This is a genomic window from Duganella sp. GW821-FHT07G03, assembly GCF_059418605.1.
In genome coordinates this window covers 1-15,167 of the sequence record NZ_JBWKQE010000004.1, presented here as the reverse complement: position 1 = coordinate 15,167, position 15,167 = coordinate 1, and the positions used below count along the sequence as shown (strand labels likewise).

Below are 15,167 nucleotides of genomic sequence, written 5' to 3'. Positions count from 1 at the left end.
GTATTGTAGTTTTTCTGTTTATAGCACTTGAACCCTGCGGCGGCGAGGCCGGGGCGGCGCGGGCCGCAGAGTTTAGTGCGGTTTTAGTAAATATCGCCCTAGTCGATCGCCTTGAAGCGGATCGCGGCGCCGCCGCCGGCCGCCAGCCAAAGTGTCATCGTCTGGTCGCGTTGCACCGCTTTCTTTTCGATGACGATGGCGTAGGGATTGGTTTCCCAGTGCGCGTCCGGGCCATCGCGGTAGATCTCGGCCTGGTAGCGCTGGCCCGGCGCGAGGAAGTCGAGCTTGAGATCGAGCGTGCGCGCCGTTTCGTTGGTCAGCGCGCCGAGGAACCAGTCGCGGCCTCCGCGCTGCTGGCGGGCGATGGCCACGAACTGACCCACTTCGCCGGCGATGGCGCGGCTCTCTTCCCAGTCGGCCGGAACGTCGACGATGAACTGGAAGGCGTCGCGGCGCGCCTCGTAATTTTCGGGCAGGTCGGCCGCCATCTGGATCGGGCTATACAGCACCACGTACAGCGACAGTTCCTTGGCCAGCGTCGAGCGCACGCGATTCTCGGATTGTTCGCCGTTCGGCTTGAGGTTGAAGATGCCGGGCGTGTAGTCGAACGGGCCGGAAAGCATGCGGGTAAAGGGCAGCAGCGCCGTGTGCTCGGGCGGATTGGGCGGATAGCCCCAGGCGTTGTACTCCTGGCCGCGCGCGCCTTCGCGGGTGAGCCAGTTGGGATAGGTGCGGCGCAAGCCGGTGTCCTTGATCGGTTCGTGGGTGTCGATGCTGATGTGGCGCTTGGCCGCTGCGACGACGGAGTGCAGGTATTCGCCGGCCATGTACTGGCCATCGTGCCATTCGTAGCGGGTGATGCCTTCCGCATCCACGCGCTTGATGCGGGCGTTGTCGGTGACGTAGCCGGTTTTTACCTGCGTGACGTTGTTGTCGCGGTAGTAGTCGAACGCGCCGTCCATCTGGCCGGCATAGTGCGATACCGCGCCCGAGGTCTCGTGATGGCCGATCAGGCCCACGCCCAGCTTCTTGCCGTAGGCGGCGATCTGGCGCATGTCGAAATCCGGGTAGGGTTCGGTGAAGCTGAAGCGGTCGCCGTTGTCCTGCCATTCGCCGTCCCAGCCCACGTTCCAGCCTTCCACCAGCACGCCGGAGAAGCCGTATTTGGCGGCGAAGTCCATATAGCGCTTGGTCTCGGCCGTCGTCGCGCCGTGCTTGGGGCCCGAGGCCCAGGTCTTCTGCCACAGGTGCATGGCCCACCAGATGCCGACATATTTGCCCGGCTTGACCCAGGAGACGTCGCCCAGTTTGTTCGGCTCATTCAGGTTGAGGATCAGGTCCGAGTTCAGCAAGCCTTTGGCGTCGGGCGATACCTGCACCGTGCGCCACGGCGTCTTGAACGCGCCACGGGTCTTGACGCGGCTGCCGTCGTACCACGGCGTGAGGTCGGCCTTGAACACGCCGTCGTGCTGCTGGTTCAGCGTCATCGACGCGTAGTCGGTCAGCGCCGCCTCGTGGATCGACAGGTGCACGCCGGATGGCAGGCGTAGCGTGAACGGCGTTTCCACATGCGGCGCGTCTTTCAGCAGCGTGGAGCGGTACAGGTACTCCAGGCCGCGCCAGGCGCGCGCGGGGATCCACCAGGCGCGGGTCTTGTCGGCGTCGGGGATCTGGAACTCGGTGGTTTCGTCGACGATCTCGATCTCGCCCGGCATGCCCGCTTGTTCGGGCACTTCGTAGCGGAAGCCGATGCCGTCATTGAACACCCGGAAGCGCACCGTGAATTTGCTGCGCGCATCGAGCGCGCGCGCGAAGTCGACGCGCAGCTCGTTGTGCTGGTCGCGCACCAGTTTGCGCTCGCCCCAGGGCAGGGTCCAGGTGGTGTCGGCTTTGTCGCTGGCGGTGGCGGTGATGTTGTAGCCCTCGCCGAACGAGGCGCCGCGCTTGAACACCATGCCGAGGTGGGAGGGCGTGATGACCGGCACGCCGCGATAGGTGACGCGATAGGTCGGGTTGGCGCGGTCGTCGCTGACGCTGACCACCAGCGCGCCATCGGGCGAACTGACGCTGGTGTCGCGCGCGTGGGCGAGGGGGACGGCCAAGGCCAGGAGCAGGAGATAGGCAGGTTTCATTTTTAATGTTTAGCAAACGGCGCAGCCGCGCCCGACCGGATGCCGGGATTGCGGAGAAAGTGGTTTTGATTGCCGAATTTTCACACGCCTGGATGATGAAATTCGCGGAAAGCATAGTGGCACGGCACAGTTTAGTCACGATTACTAAACCGTGTCCGTTCATGGCGTGCTGACGTGTGCTGTCTTTGGTGGACAGGTCCGTTTCCGGTGGGACCGGAACGGAATGCTTCGAATCAGACGTCGTTTAGAACTTCAACCCAAGGCCGAAACTGGACGTTTTTGCATAGTTAAATGTGGGGGCGTCTTTCCCTATCAAATAGCTGTAATCCAGGCTGACCTCGTCGGTGAAATAGATGCTGAAGCCGAGTTTCGAGATCCGATAATATTTAGCCAAAGAAAGCCGGACGCGCGGCTTCTTCGGGCGACAACGTATCGGAGCGTTGCAGTTTCAATCCTGCATGCTTCAATTCCTGGAAAACTGTGGTGTCCACATTCAAGGTCCTGGTGGCGCTCCTGGCGACAACGACTCCGTCGTCATCAATAGCTGCGACACGCAGGTCGACGTCCATGCCAGGCTTGAGTGGAATACGTTGAAAACTACTTCCGGCTGTTGATTCAAGGGCGGAAAATTTCCCGGAAGGAGGCCTGAGCTTGCGGTGTCTCCAGTGTCTGCGCCGAGAGATCGAGCGCTAACAGCGTGACACACGCCAGCAATGAACGGCGGCCGTTCATACCAGATTTTCCTTAGCCAAATCCACGACGTCAGCTATCTTTATCAACTTATCCGCCTCCGCATACGCGGCGCGCATGTCTTCTTTGATATTGCAAGTCATGTCGGTTTCTTGTGTGTGGACTACACTGCGACGCGATTCAGGCCAGCCTCATAGTGGGGGATGGCCGACGGTCTCGATGTAGATGCGTATCCGCTCTATCAGAATGTCCACGCCTTCTGGCAGTTCGTTATGAGGACGTATCGATACCTGGAGCAGATTATCCGTGCGCAGCGTCGCTATGATTGCCTGGGCTTGAGGTGTGATGTCGAGGTGGCTCGTCAATCCAGCGCCAGCTCGGTCTGAACCAGGCGAGCTGGCGCTACGGAGTCCGAAGAGGGCGACGCTACCCAAAGATATCTCGCCGCCGATATGCACCCGCAGCACTGTGGCGTCAAACGTGCCTCGCATATTTTCCAGGGCGATGTAGACGCGCGAGGTCGTGCCGATTCCGCTCGTCAGGGCCAGGTCGGACATCGCCGCGCGATGCGCACGTACAGCTACCTCGGCGCCTGTGGAGCGGATGTGGCTGACGTCGTCGCACGATGCGATCACGACTGGCGCTGGTGTTGGCGGCAAATTTTCGTTTTGTTGTTTCATATGGGTACGAGGTGCCGGCGTTTATTGGACCGGTTTGTGTGGAGGCGAGAACCGGCCTGGACGATGCACAAAAACGGCTTGGCGAACACGCAGAAACGCGGTTCGACATCCCCTTAATTTCCAGGCAGGGGACATCGGCGGGTCCATGCGCTCACAATACATGAGTAAGGCAATCAAAGCCATGCCGGCAAGGTGCCATTGTGTCGGCGAATCGGCAAACCACATCAGCGCCCAACAGGAAGCAACACACCAGCTCCCATGTTCCAAACCGAAGCGAAAAGCGTCGATGTCTGCCTTCCGTCCAAACGCGCACAACGAACGGTGAGCATGGCATTGATTCAGGCATCGTTGCTTGAGCGGAGATACCTGCCACAGGAACGCCATCAATGCCGTCACGCCAAGCTGGAGCGACGCGTCCGGTATCGCTCTGCTCAGGGCCAGTGCCAGTGCTTTTGTGGCCAAACCGGCTATCAACCAGATCGCCACGTATGCTATCAAGAAAAGCGAAGCACTACGCCGCCGCCGGTCGCTAAACGAGCTAATCCGGATATGCAACAGCGGCTGGAGGCTCAACGGAGTCATCATGGCGCCGACCATCAACAGCCAGCCCACGCTCACCGACAGCATCCAGTCCACCGTTGATCCGGCAATCCAGCTTGAACCACACATGATTGCCACCGGCTCCGGTCCTGCCCAAAGAGACGGTGCAACGATGGTGGCCCACGCCGCCAGGCTTGCTGAGAGCAGGTAGCGCTGGATTTGCCTGGCTTCGCTTCTGTTATAGAACATCGTGGCGGCGTCTTAAATTGGCTGCCGATAAATGCTGACGCGGCCCACTTCAATCGGACTCGATTGCGCGAGCTTGTTTGCGTTTTCCACATCGACTTTAATCTGACCGGCGGACAATTTGTTTTTGACGAACAAAGTATCGACGAAGCGCGAGATGTCGAGGATGAACGTCAGGCCGGCGCCGCCATGCGCGCCATCCTTGACGCTCGCGCGGCGCAGGCCGAAGAGCGCCACGCTGCCGACGAACTGGGTGCGCTGCGCGGCCTGGTCGGCTTGCGGCGGCAAGTCGACATATACGCGTAGCACCGTTGCATCCTGCGTGCCACGGACGTTTTCCAGTTTCAGATACAGCTGATCCGGGAGCTGGGCGGTCGACGCAAATTCAAGACTGTTGACCACTTTCTTTTGAACGGTCTGGTGCAGCGCCACGTTAACCGAGATGGGCCCGCTCTTCGAGATCTGGATCGGACCTGTATTGGCCCCCAGCAGTTCGGCGGGCTTGGACGACGCCACACTGGCTGGCAGGGATAAAAAATCGCTCGTGGCTTTGAGCGCGCCCAGCGTGACCAAGCGATGCGCCAGGAAGTTCGTCGCTGGGTTCTGGAGCACGGCGGCGCCTGCATAGACGTAGTTCAGTCCTGCAAGGCTCTGCATTTCAGCCGGCGTATAGACCCACGGCTCGCTATCGGGCATGGGCATCACAAATTGCTGTGCCGGTCCGCTGAGCCACGCGGCGTCGGTTGGATTGGCGTTGCCGGCGTCGTTCCAGGAAGCCCACATCCGGTCGATATTGCAGTGGTGAAGATAGAAGACCGGGTCCAGCGCGGCAGTCCCCGGATCGGCCATCAAGCCATAGTCGGTGTCGCTGATGCCGCCGCCGACATAGACGTGAACCTTGTCATGAGGGTTACGTTCCATGTTCCCGTGCGGACCGCCATTGTGGGAGAATCCGGACTCCGGTCCACCGAATCCCGGCGTCGGCGTGGCGCCATTCGAGCCGGTATAGAGATTGTTTTGCATGCAGATGTCGGTGACGTCGCCGCTCTGGGGCGGTTGACCGTGCGCCTCTTCCCACGCTGGGGTCGGAACATAGATTTCGCCATTGTTTTTGGGGCCGTAGCGCATCGTCACAAACAGTGGGTTGGGCGTGCCGTCGGGCAGCGTGGTGGCGGTGAACGCCGGTGGAATGGCCGCCTCCGCGCCTTGCGCTCCGCCGAAGTAGTTCCAGTATGGCAGCGCCCAGGTGGCCGGTCCGCCGAGATTGACGATGTCGGCGCGCAGCTGCGCCTCCAGCGCCAGCAAGTAACCGCGATGCCAGGGCAGGAAATACCAGGTGCCGTGTTGGCACTGGTTCCAAAACTTGGTTTGGGTTGACAGGCTCGGCAGCGGCGTGGTCGGCACTTGAGGTTGGCCCTTCACAAATCCCCATGCTGGGAAAACGGGCGGGTCGGGGTACCAGACGTCGTCCGGATTGACGTACTCGCCGTGAATCGCTGCAAAGAACCACCAGCTGGCCGGGTCGTTGATCTCGCGCTCCATCATTTTTCCGACGCCTTTGGCGTACCACAGAAGGTCGGTATTGTTGAGAGTTCCGCCGTCATTCCAGGCGTTCTCGCGCGTAAAGTTGGTCATCTTTGTCTCGCTTTCTGTGGAGTGGATTGTGATAGGTATGTGACGCGCTTATTGGGAAGCGGCTACGGACGAAGCGTCAGCCAATAAGATGAAGCTCGCCGTGACGCCGGCGGGTGAGCCGTTGTGCGGTACGGCTCTCAGAACGGTTCCGACGAATGCCGGTACTTGATTGACGCTGGTTGGCCACACCGGGCAGAGAAATGCCTGGTAGTCGTATTCCCAACCCGCTGTTGGCGTGCCTGATCGGCCTTTGCCCACGAGCGCCAGTTTGATGGCGGCTTCCGTCTCGGTCAGCTGGCCTTGAATGTCGAGGACGTAATCGGTCGCCATCACGAATTGCCCGGAGACGGAATTTTCCTCCTGGGCCAGTGTGAAGACGCCTTCGCCGAAGATCAGGTTCAGCGCCTTGGTTGGATCGCCGCCCACCAGGCCGACATAGTTGAGATAGCTGCGATAGATCCAAGTCGACGATTGGAGGATCTGACGTGCATTGAGAGCAGCCGGCATAACACTTGAATTCATGGTGATGACCTCACTGGTTGAACAAAAATTGCGACGTGTGGAACCGGCGCGAGTCATCCCTACGCGGATGGAGACGGCGCTTGGTCGGTAGTTCGATAACGGTACGAAGTGTTCGCGGTGCTGTAACTCTTGGTGCGAGCGGCTGTGCAAAATGCGTGTTCGAACGAACACATGTGACTCCCCTGTTTTGCTGGCGGCAGGGATTTCCTAGGTGTGTAGGACTAATCTTACTAAATATAAAATTGATAATACTATCCAATTGTCTCGATTCGTCTTTTTCGCAACAGCGAGTGACTACGTGACCAGTTTTTCCAGGCGCCATACTTTCAAGTGCAAGTTGAAGTTGGCTGCTTTACAAAACTTCACGCGACGGAGATAAAGCGGCAATCGCCCGCCGGTTTAATGGCTGCTGTGCCATTCAACCGACGGGAACCCACCATGACAATATCCGCAGCGGCGCGACCCTTGATGGTCTTGCGCGATTTGAGCAAACGTTACGACAGCAGCGCCGGCAGCCTGATGGCGCTCGATGGCATCAACCTGGAGGTGCAGGCCGGCGAGTTCGTCGCCGTGGTCGGCAAATCCGGCAGCGGCAAGTCGACCTTGCTGAACCTGGCCAGCGGCATCGATACCCCATCCTCGGGCGAAGTCTGGATAGACGGCGCCGCCGTGCACGGCATGCGGCAATCGGAGCTGGCGCGCTGGCGCGGCCGCCATCTCGGCATCGTGTTCCAATTCTTCCAGCTGCTGCCGACGCTGACCGTGGCCGAAAACGTGATGCTGCCGATGGACTTCTGCGCCACCTACCCGGCGCGCCAGCGGCGTGCGCGGGCGCTGGCCCTGCTGGAGCAGCTCGATATCGGCGCGCAGGCCGACAAGCTGCCGTCGGCGCTGTCCGGCGGCCAGCAGCAGCGCGCCGCGATCGCGCGCGCGCTGGCCAACGACGCGCCCATCCTGGTGGCCGACGAGCCGACCGGCAATCTCGATAGCGACACCACGCGCCAGATCATGCAGCTGTTCGCCGGCCTGGTCGAGCAGGGCAAGACGGTGCTGATGGTGACGCACGAACGCGACTTCAGCGACTACTTCACGCGCGTCGTCACGCTGGCCGATGGCCGTATCGGCCGCATCGGCGCGCCGCACGACGGCGTGGCCGGCATCGACCACGGCGCCAACCGGGTGCGTCATGCTTAGCCCGCGCTGGCGCAAGTTGTTGCGCGATGTCGCGCTCACGCCGGGCCGCGTGGCGCTGATGGTGCTGGCGATGGCGGCCGGCGTGTGCGGGCTGGCCACCATGTTGAGCAGCTACACCATCCTCAGTCGCGAGACCACCCGCAACTACCTCGACACCAATCCGCCGTCGGCCACGCTGCAACTGGAGCGCATCGACGCGCCCTTGCTGGCGGCGATACGCGCCTTCCCCGGCATCGCGCAGGCGCAGGCCAGCGGCACGGTCGGCGTCACCCTGGCGGGCGAGGGCAAGGGCGCGGCGCTGCCGCTGACCATCTTCGTGGTGGACGATTTCAATCAGCTGCGCATCAACACCGTGTATCGCGAGCAGGGTGCGTGGCCGCCGCCGAACGGGTCGCTGCTGCTGGAGCGCGAGGCGCTGCGCCTGATCGGCGCGACCATCGGCCAGCGCATCGCCGTCAGTACCGGCCATGGCGCGCCGCAAGCGCTAATCATCTCCGGCACCGTGCACGATCCGTCGTTGCCGCCGGCCAGCCGCGGCCAGACCGTGTACGCCTATGCCACCCCGGCCACCGTGGCCGCGCTGGGCCTGGACGGCAACCTGCGGCAGCTGAAGCTGACCGTCAGCGAGCAGCCCATGAATGTGGACGCCATCGAAGCGACCGTGGCGCGGCTGGCCGTCTGGCTGCGGCAGAACGGCCACGCCGTGGAGCGCATCCGGATTCCGCCGCCGGGCGAGCACCCGCATCAAAAGGTCATGAGCTCGATCCTGGCGATGCTGCTGGTGTTCAGCGGCGTGGCGCTGGTGTTGTCGGCGGTGCTGGCGGCGACGGTGGTGGGCGGCATGCTGCAACAGCAGCGGCGCCAGATCGGCGTGATGAAGACCATCGGCGCGCGGCGCTCGCAGATCGCCGGCCTGTATCTGACGCTGGTGCTGGCCCTGGCCGGCGTGGCCACGGCGCTCGGCATGTCGGCCGGACTGGCGGCCGGGCGCGCGTTCGCGCGCGTGGTGCTGAACCAGATCCTCAACTTCACCATGCACAGCGGCGCGGTGCCGCAGTGGTGCTATCTGCTGATGGTCGCGGCCGGCGTGCTGCTGCCGCTGGCGATCGCCGCGGTGCCGATCGCGCAGGCCAGCGCGGCGACGGTGCAGGCGGCGATCAGCGACAGCGGCAGCCATGGCCAGCGTTACGCCGCGCCGGCGGCCTGGCTGGACCGCCTGCCGCTGGTCGACCGCAGCCTGCTGCTGGCGCTGCGCAACAGCCTGCGCCGGCGCGGCCGCCTGCTATTGACCCTGGGCTTGCTGGCGCTGGCCGGCGCCATGACCATGAGCAGCCTGAATATACGGGCCGCCTCCGAGCAACACCTGGTCGACGCGGCGGCGGAGCGCCACTACGACATCGAAACCGTGCTGGCCCGTCCGGCGCCGATCGCGCAGGTCAGCCAGCTGCTCGGGGCGCTGCCGCAGGTCGCGCTGGTCGAGGCCTGGGAGCGCAGCGGCGTGGCCCGCCAGCGCGCCGACGGCCTGGAGATCGAGCGGGTCTATCCGGACGGCGCGCACGGCACGCTGGCGGTGCAGGCGGTGCCGGAGCAGAACGCCACGCTCAAGCTGGAGATGCTGGCCGGCCGGTGGCTAGGCGCCGGCCAGCCGGACGAGGTGGTGTTGAACAGCGCGGCGCTGGAGTTCTTCCCGCAGGCGCGGGTGGGCGGCCGCATCGGCATCGCCGGCCATGGCCGCACGCTGACCTTGCGGGTGGCCGGCATCGCGCGCCAGGACATGACGGCGGCCACGGTGTTCGTCTCGGCGCCGACCTATGCGCGCATGGCCGGACGCCCGGGGCAGGCCGCCAGCTACCGCGTCGTGCTGCGGGCGCACGACGAGGCGGGCATCGCCGCGGCCGCGCGCCAGATCGGCAGCACGCTGGCCGCCGCCGGCATCGACGTCCGCATGAACCTGACGGAGACCATGCTGCGCAAGGAGGTCGACGGCCATTTCGATCTGCTGATCGCGGCCATGCTGTTCATCGCGCTGTTGATGGCGGCGGTCGGCCTGTTCGGCCTGGGTTCGGCGATGGGCAGCAACGTGGCCGAGCGCGGGCGCGAGTTCGGCATCATGCGCAGCATCGGCGCCAGTTCCGCCGTGGTGCTGCGCAATGTGCTGTGCGAGGGCGTGCTGGTCGCGGTGATGAGCGTGCCGCTGGCCTTGGCCTTGTCGCTGCCGTTGTCGGCGGCGATCGGCGCCTATCTGGGCGAACTGCTGTTCGGCTTGGCGTTTCCCTTGACCGTGTCGGGCGCCGGCGCCCTGGCCTGGACGGCGATGGTGCTGCTGGGCGCCTTGCTGGCCAGCGGCTTGCCGGCCTGGGCGGCGTCGCGCCTCAGCATTCAACAATCTCTTGCCAGTCTTTGAAAGGAATCGTCATGAAAAAATCCACCATGGTTGCGGCGCTGATCGTCGCCGCTTGCATCGGCCTGTATATCGGCGCGCAGTATCTCGATCTGGTCGGCCTGTTCAAGCGCATGCATGGCATGTGAGCGCCGCCAAGGGGCACTTCAGGCCGGCTTGAGCGGCAGCGCCAGCCGGCGCGCGACCAGGTGGCGTTCCATCAGCACCAGGAAGCGCGAGGCGCCCTGGTGGATCAGGCGCTGGTCGGTAAATTCCTGATGCTTGAGGAAGTAGTCCGATTCCAGCACGGTCAGGCCGACCAGTGTTTCCTCGCCGTGCTCGTCAACAGCCAGCGCGCCGACGATGACGAGGAAGGCGCGGCCGCGGCTTGACAGATTGAGCATGACGCTCTCCAATTGTTGTAGATCAAAAGAAGAGTGTAAGCGGCGGCGGCCGGCGTTCGTTGCGGACTTCGCTTGCAAGAGTGTAGGAGGAACGCCCGCCTAGGTGCCGGCGGCGACACGCTGTTGTATGTTTTCGATAATCTTGTCGGCGCGCATCTGGCGCAGCACGGCGGCCAGCTGCGGCACCAGCGCCGCGTGCTTCTTGTGCAGGTAGTGGTAGACCGGGAAGGCGGCCAGCGGCGGCGCCAGCATCACCACCTCGTCCAGCTTCAGTTGCTTGATCACGGCCATGCCGGACAGGCGGTTGCCGACCACCACGTCGGTGCGTCCCACCATCATTTTCTGGAAGGCCTGGGTCATGGTCGGCACCGCCTCGGTCTTCATGCCGATGGTGTTTTCCTGCACGATCTTGATGCCGCGCACGTGGCCGATGGTGTAGGGCTTGAGGCTGTCCCAGCCGTTGAGGATGAAGCTGGTGCCGTGCGTGAAGACCACGATTTCGTAGGTCAGCAGCGGCACCGGCACGATGACCAGGTTGGCGTAGCTGCGGTCCATGCCGAGCTTGCGATACAGCTCGCCGTCCATGCGGCCTTCGTTGGCGTAGATCAAGGTGCGCTCGCCGGGCAAACGGTGGACCGCGAGCTGGTAGCCCAGGCGGCTGTAGGCTTCGCGCAGCACCAGCTCGGCGACGTCCGTGGCCGGATCGTCGCCGACCAGGGTGGAGACGTTGACCACCAGCTTGGCCGGCGCCGCCATGGCGGGCAGCCAGGGCAGCAATGCCAGCCGGATCAGGGAGCGGCGCTTCATTTGGGTGCGCTTTCAGTCATGAAGCCAAGTCATCAGCATATACGCTGGCGGGGCGCTATGCCACTAGTATCGTGACGGCGCGAGTTTTGCACAAAAGCAACACTATCGCCCGCCGCCATCGACAGGCTGGCGTGCTCAAGCGTAGGATCGAAGTGCGCGCGGCGGCGCTCCGGTCGCCGGCGGCAAGCACGGTTCATCCCGTCGCTCCACCATAAGGAACACCCATGAAACGTTATGCCATTGCTGCGCTCAGTCTGTTGTCGTTCAGCTTGCCGGCGCTCGCCGCCGACAAGCTGGCCACGCTCGACCCCAAGGTGCCCTGTGTGATCGAGTATCCCAAGGCCTCGCTGATGAACGAAGAGAAGGGCACGGTCGTGTTGAGCCTGAAGCTGAGCGCCGACGGCAAGGTGCAGGAGTCCAAGGTGAACAAGTCGAGCGGCTTCAAGAACCTCGACAAGGCGGCCTCGACCAGCATCACCAAGTGCAAATTCCTGTCGCCGGGCGGGGATCAATGGCAAACCCTCGAGTACGTGTGGAAGCTGGAATAAGGCTAGGGACACAGCGCGCTGCCGGCCTGCAGGCCGAGCGACTCGGCGCGGGCGATCGCGGTCGCGGTCGGCAGCGTGGCGGTCAGGCTGAACCAGGGCATGACGCTCTGGTAGCTCACCGGGTCGCAGCTGTTGCCGTTCGGCGCGCACAGCCGCACGCGCACGAAGCGGATGCAGCTGGCGCCGTTCGGATCGGCGATGCAATTGAGGCGCGCGCGCGCCACGCAGGCCGGCAGGCTGCCGCTCGGGATGGGCGTGAGCGTCAGCGCGCCGTTGGCGGCGCGCGCCAGCGACAGGTAGTCGATGCGCAGGTGGGCGTCGGTGACGGGCTGGCCCAGCGTCAGCGTGCCGGGGCCGGTGCGCATCAGCGCCGTCTGGCGCACCTGGTCCATCACGGCCGGGTTGCTGAAGTCGCTCACGGCGGCCAGCGCGGCGGCGCGCCGCGTCACCTCCTGCAGGGTGCTGAGCAAATACATCGCGCGCGCCACTTCCATGACGGCGAACAGCAGCGTGAAAAACAGCAGCGACAGCAGGCTGAATTCGACCGTGATGGCGCCGCGCCGCCGCGCGCGTGCCGGGCTAGTTGCCGACATAATGCATCGATGCGGTCACGCTCAGCGGCAAGCCGCGCGCGCCCAGCAGGTTGTAGGAATAAAACGGCAGCACGTCGTCCTCCAGCAGGTCGGTCACCTGCACCGTGACCGTGGTGGGGACGAAGTAGCCGGAACACTGGCCGCCGTTGCAGCTGATGCTGACCAGGGGCGCGGCGCTGCCGGCGCTGCCGCCGTCGAGCTCGGCCACGACGATGGCGCGCGCGGCGGCCACCACGTCCGCCGTGCGGGTCGGCGACTTCAGGTCGACCTCGGCGCAGGAGGCCAGGTAGCGCGCGCCGTCGTGGCTGGCGCGCTGCATGATCTGGTAGTGATACAGGGCGCGGCCGAAAAACAGCGGCAGCGCCAGCAGCAGCACCAGGGTCGGCAGGATCAGCGCCATTTCCACGGCGGCGATGCCGCGCGGCCGGCGGCGCGGGGCGGGCCGGCTCATGGCAGCAGCTCGACGGCGCCGCCCAGCGCCTGGTCCGGCAGCGCGCCGGCGAATTCGGCGTTGAGGCTGGTGGCGGTGGCGGGCACCGTCATGAAGAACCGTCCCACCGCCAGCACGGTGGCGCTGACGCTGGCGCCGGCGGCCAGCGGGCAGGCCAGCAGCGCCACGTTGAGCACGCGGCGCTGGCGCAGGCCCGGCAGGTTGGCGGCCGACGGCGCCTGGTAGTTGGCGCCGGTGGCCGCCTGGTAGGGCGTGCCGACCGGGTAGCCGGCGGCGACCGGCGCGCCGGGCGCATACAGCGTGGCCCAGTTGCTGGCGGTGTAGCTGGTGTAGCCGTTTGCGGGCTCGGCGGCGCCGGCCACGTAGGCCGCATACGGCACGGCCTTGGCGTAGGACCACAGCGGGCCGTAGTCGGCGCCCGGCGTGCCGGCCGGCGAAGGCAGCGGATCGGCCACGGTCCACAGCTTGTGGTTGGCGGCGTCGGCGAAGGTCTTGGCGCCCTGGCCGTTGCGCGCCGTGCTCATCCACGGGATCGCGGTGTAGACATAGGCCTTGACATTGGTGTCGGGCGGCGCGCCGTTGGGCGAACAGGCGTTGCCGGCGTACTGGTCGAAGCGCGAGTTCAGCTGCGGGTACTGGGTGGCGAGCGGGAAGCCGCGCTTGACCGTGATGGCGCCGCCCTGCAGGCGCGGGATCTGCAGCTTGCCGGCGCACACATAGGGGGCGAGCACGCTGTCGGCGGTGTTGCCGGCGCTGCCGGCGGCGCCGGGCGGCGACAGCGGGTCGATGGCGAAATGTTCCGGCGCCAGGCCGTTCGGGTTCAGCTGCATCAGGTCGTAGCCGACGCCGCGCCGGAAGCCGTATTCCACCAGCTCGTTCAGCGGCGCCGGCGGGCCGGGATTGAGGCGGGCGGCGGCCGGCGTGTTCGACAGCGCGCACACCGCCAGCGGCGTGGCGGCGATGGTCAGGCGGCCGGCCAGCGCGTGGGCCGAGGTGCCGATGGCGTTCCAGCTGCTCGACAGCAGGCGGATGAACACGGTCTGCACCTGGCCGTAGTCGGCGTTGAGCAGGCCGCTGTCGCTGCGCGCGTACAGCAAGCCGTCCGGCGCGGCCTGGGCGGCGGCGGCGTCCAGCCAGAGGCCGGCCGCGTCGGGGGCGGCGCTGAAGCGCAGGGCGGCGCCGGACCAGGCGATCGGATACTGGCCGAACTGGTAGCGCAGGCCGGCGGCGGCGTCGGCGGCCTTGGTCAGCGCGCTGGCGACGCCGGCGGCGGTGCCGTTCAGTTCGCGCGCGGCGGCCAGCGCGGTGGCGTCGGCCAGCAGTTGCAGCTCGGCCTTGCGGGTGTACAACTGGCCCAGGTCGAGCGCCATGCCCACCAGCAGCAGCAGGCCGATCATGGCCACGCCCAGCATCAGGGCGAGGGCGCCGCGCTGCCGGCGCGGCCAGCGGCGGTTGGTCTCCATGCGCGGCCTCCTGGGTGTCGATACCGCTACAGTCTATCCAGCCGGAAATATTTGAACTTGATCGAAGACAAGCGCGACGCTCCTGACAGAAACTGTCACAGCCTGCCGTTAGCATTCTGTTCATGCGGCGCCGGGACAGCGCGCCGCGCTCACCCACCAGGAGAACCACCATGATCAGCCCTAACTTTGTTTTGTTGTACGTCGAGGATACGGTCGCCAGCGCCGCTTATTACGCCGACCTGCTGGGCCAGCAGCCGGTGGACGTGGCGCCGACCTTCGCGCTGTTCGTGCTGGCGTCCGGCCTGAAGCTGGGCCTGTGGTCGCGCGACCAGGTCGAGCCGAAGGCGCTGGCGTCCGGCGGCGGGGGCGAGCTGTGCATCAGCGTCGGCGACCGCACCGTGGTCAACGACATGCACGCCGACTGGTCGGCGCGCGGCGTGACCATCGCCCAGCGTCCGGTGGCGCTGGACTTCGGCTACACCTTCGTCGCCGTCGACCGCGACGGCCACCGCCTGCGCGTGTTCGTGCCGGAAGGCGTGTAAGCGCGGCGGCAGCCGGCCCGGCGCCGGCTGCCGCAATTGTCGGTTGACACTCAAAAACAATGGATGCTATATTCGTCGGCATCAATTGGTAACGTTTCCAAAGCTTGTTGCCTGTGCCGTGTCTCGGCGGTCGCGAAGTTGCCGGCGCCCTGTGCGGCGCCGGTTTTTTTGCCCGGGACGGCGGCAACGGCTAAGATCGCAGACCAGACCAGCACAGCGCCGGGGCACATCGGCGCACAAGGAGACAGCATGAGCAAACATCGTAGGGGCGGCGCGGCGGCGTCGCTGCTGGCCGCGCTGGCCGTGGCCCTGGCGGCCGGCGCCGGCCACGCGGCCGCGC

General features: G+C 65.1%; 15 protein-coding genes. 4 read left to right on the top strand and 11 right to left on the bottom strand.

Translation table 11 applies throughout. The features are described 5' to 3' along the window. Window positions 1-98: 98 nt before the first annotated feature. From AC07OK_RS07275 to AC07OK_RS07250, 6 genes are all read right to left on the bottom strand, one after another. Window positions 99-2,132 carry a glycoside hydrolase family 97 protein gene (locus AC07OK_RS07275; protein WP_494689682.1) on the bottom strand — a complete coding sequence of 678 codons (2,034 nt, stop codon included), beginning with the start codon at window positions 2,130-2,132 and terminating at the stop codon, window positions 99-101. A 386-nt stretch (window positions 2,133-2,518) separates the two neighbouring features. Beyond that, the gene (locus tag AC07OK_RS07270) at window positions 2,519-2,701 is read right to left on the bottom strand and encodes a hypothetical protein (RefSeq protein ID WP_494689681.1); all 183 of its coding nucleotides are present in this window, start codon (window positions 2,699-2,701) and stop codon (window positions 2,519-2,521) included. A 312-nt stretch (window positions 2,702-3,013) separates the two neighbouring features. Then, window positions 3,014-3,502 (bottom strand): DUF7868 domain-containing protein, encoded by a 489-nt coding sequence (locus AC07OK_RS07265; protein WP_494689680.1) that lies wholly within the window; start codon window positions 3,500-3,502, stop codon window positions 3,014-3,016. A gap of 21 nt (window positions 3,503-3,523) precedes the next feature. Further along, window positions 3,524-4,291: a copper chaperone gene (locus tag AC07OK_RS07260; protein ID WP_494689679.1), complete on the bottom strand. Its 768-nt coding sequence runs from the start codon at window positions 4,289-4,291 to the stop codon at window positions 3,524-3,526. Window positions 4,292-4,303: 12 nt separating this feature from the next. Then, window positions 4,304-5,923: a tyrosinase family protein gene (locus AC07OK_RS07255; RefSeq protein WP_494689678.1), complete on the bottom strand. Its 1,620-nt coding sequence runs from the start codon at window positions 5,921-5,923 to the stop codon at window positions 4,304-4,306. Between the two features lie 48 nt (window positions 5,924-5,971). Then, entirely contained in the window at window positions 5,972-6,445 is a 474-nt protein-coding gene (locus tag AC07OK_RS07250; RefSeq protein ID WP_494689677.1) for a hypothetical protein, read from the bottom strand. Between the two features lie 438 nt (window positions 6,446-6,883). Between AC07OK_RS07250 and AC07OK_RS07245 the strand changes: the two genes are divergently transcribed. Together AC07OK_RS07245 and AC07OK_RS07240 are read left to right on the top strand one after the other, a co-directional pair. Then, entirely contained in the window at window positions 6,884-7,639 is a 756-nt protein-coding gene (locus AC07OK_RS07245; RefSeq protein WP_494689676.1) for an ABC transporter ATP-binding protein, read from the top strand. Beyond that, window positions 7,632-10,043: an ABC transporter permease gene (locus tag AC07OK_RS07240; protein ID WP_494689675.1), complete on the top strand. Its 2,412-nt coding sequence runs from the start codon at window positions 7,632-7,634 to the stop codon at window positions 10,041-10,043. Before AC07OK_RS07245 ends, AC07OK_RS07240 begins: the two co-directional genes overlap by 8 nt. 143 nt (window positions 10,044-10,186) lie before the next feature. On the opposite strand, the gene AC07OK_RS07235 is transcribed toward AC07OK_RS07240, so the two are convergent. Together AC07OK_RS07235 and AC07OK_RS07230 are read right to left on the bottom strand one after the other, a co-directional pair. Further along, window positions 10,187-10,423: a hypothetical protein gene (locus tag AC07OK_RS07235; protein ID WP_494689674.1), complete on the bottom strand. Its 237-nt coding sequence runs from the start codon at window positions 10,421-10,423 to the stop codon at window positions 10,187-10,189. 99 nt (window positions 10,424-10,522) lie between these two features. Beyond that, a complete protein-coding gene (locus tag AC07OK_RS07230) occupies window positions 10,523-11,230 on the bottom strand; it encodes a substrate-binding periplasmic protein (protein WP_494689673.1) in 708 nt (235 codons plus the stop codon). A gap of 224 nt (window positions 11,231-11,454) precedes the next feature. Here AC07OK_RS07230 and AC07OK_RS07225 point away from each other — a divergent pair, with 224 nt between their 5' ends. Then, a complete protein-coding gene (locus tag AC07OK_RS07225) occupies window positions 11,455-11,778 on the top strand; it encodes an energy transducer TonB (protein ID WP_494689672.1) in 324 nt (107 codons plus the stop codon). Between the two features lie 2 nt (window positions 11,779-11,780). Here AC07OK_RS07225 and AC07OK_RS07220 read toward each other — a convergent pair whose 3' ends face one another. From AC07OK_RS07220 to AC07OK_RS07210, 3 genes are read right to left on the bottom strand one after another with little or no spacing between them, the layout of a single operon-like run. Further along, entirely contained in the window at window positions 11,781-12,371 is a 591-nt protein-coding gene (locus AC07OK_RS07220) for a TadE/TadG family type IV pilus assembly protein (protein ID WP_494689671.1), read from the bottom strand. Further along, the gene (locus AC07OK_RS07215; RefSeq protein WP_494689670.1) at window positions 12,358-12,822 is read right to left on the bottom strand and encodes a TadE/TadG family type IV pilus assembly protein; all 465 of its coding nucleotides are present in this window, start codon (window positions 12,820-12,822) and stop codon (window positions 12,358-12,360) included. Before AC07OK_RS07215 ends, AC07OK_RS07220 begins: the two co-directional genes overlap by 14 nt. Continuing rightward, window positions 12,819-14,285 (bottom strand): pilus assembly protein TadG-related protein, encoded by a 1,467-nt coding sequence (locus tag AC07OK_RS07210; RefSeq protein ID WP_494689669.1) that lies wholly within the window; start codon window positions 14,283-14,285, stop codon window positions 12,819-12,821. Before AC07OK_RS07210 ends, AC07OK_RS07215 begins: the two co-directional genes overlap by 4 nt. A 170-nt stretch (window positions 14,286-14,455) precedes the next feature. Between AC07OK_RS07210 and AC07OK_RS07205 the strand changes: the two genes are divergently transcribed. Further along, on the top strand, window positions 14,456-14,827 hold the full coding sequence (locus tag AC07OK_RS07205; RefSeq protein WP_494689668.1) for a VOC family protein: 372 nt from the start codon (window positions 14,456-14,458) through the stop codon (window positions 14,825-14,827). The last annotated feature ends 340 nt before the right edge of the window (window positions 14,828-15,167 follow it).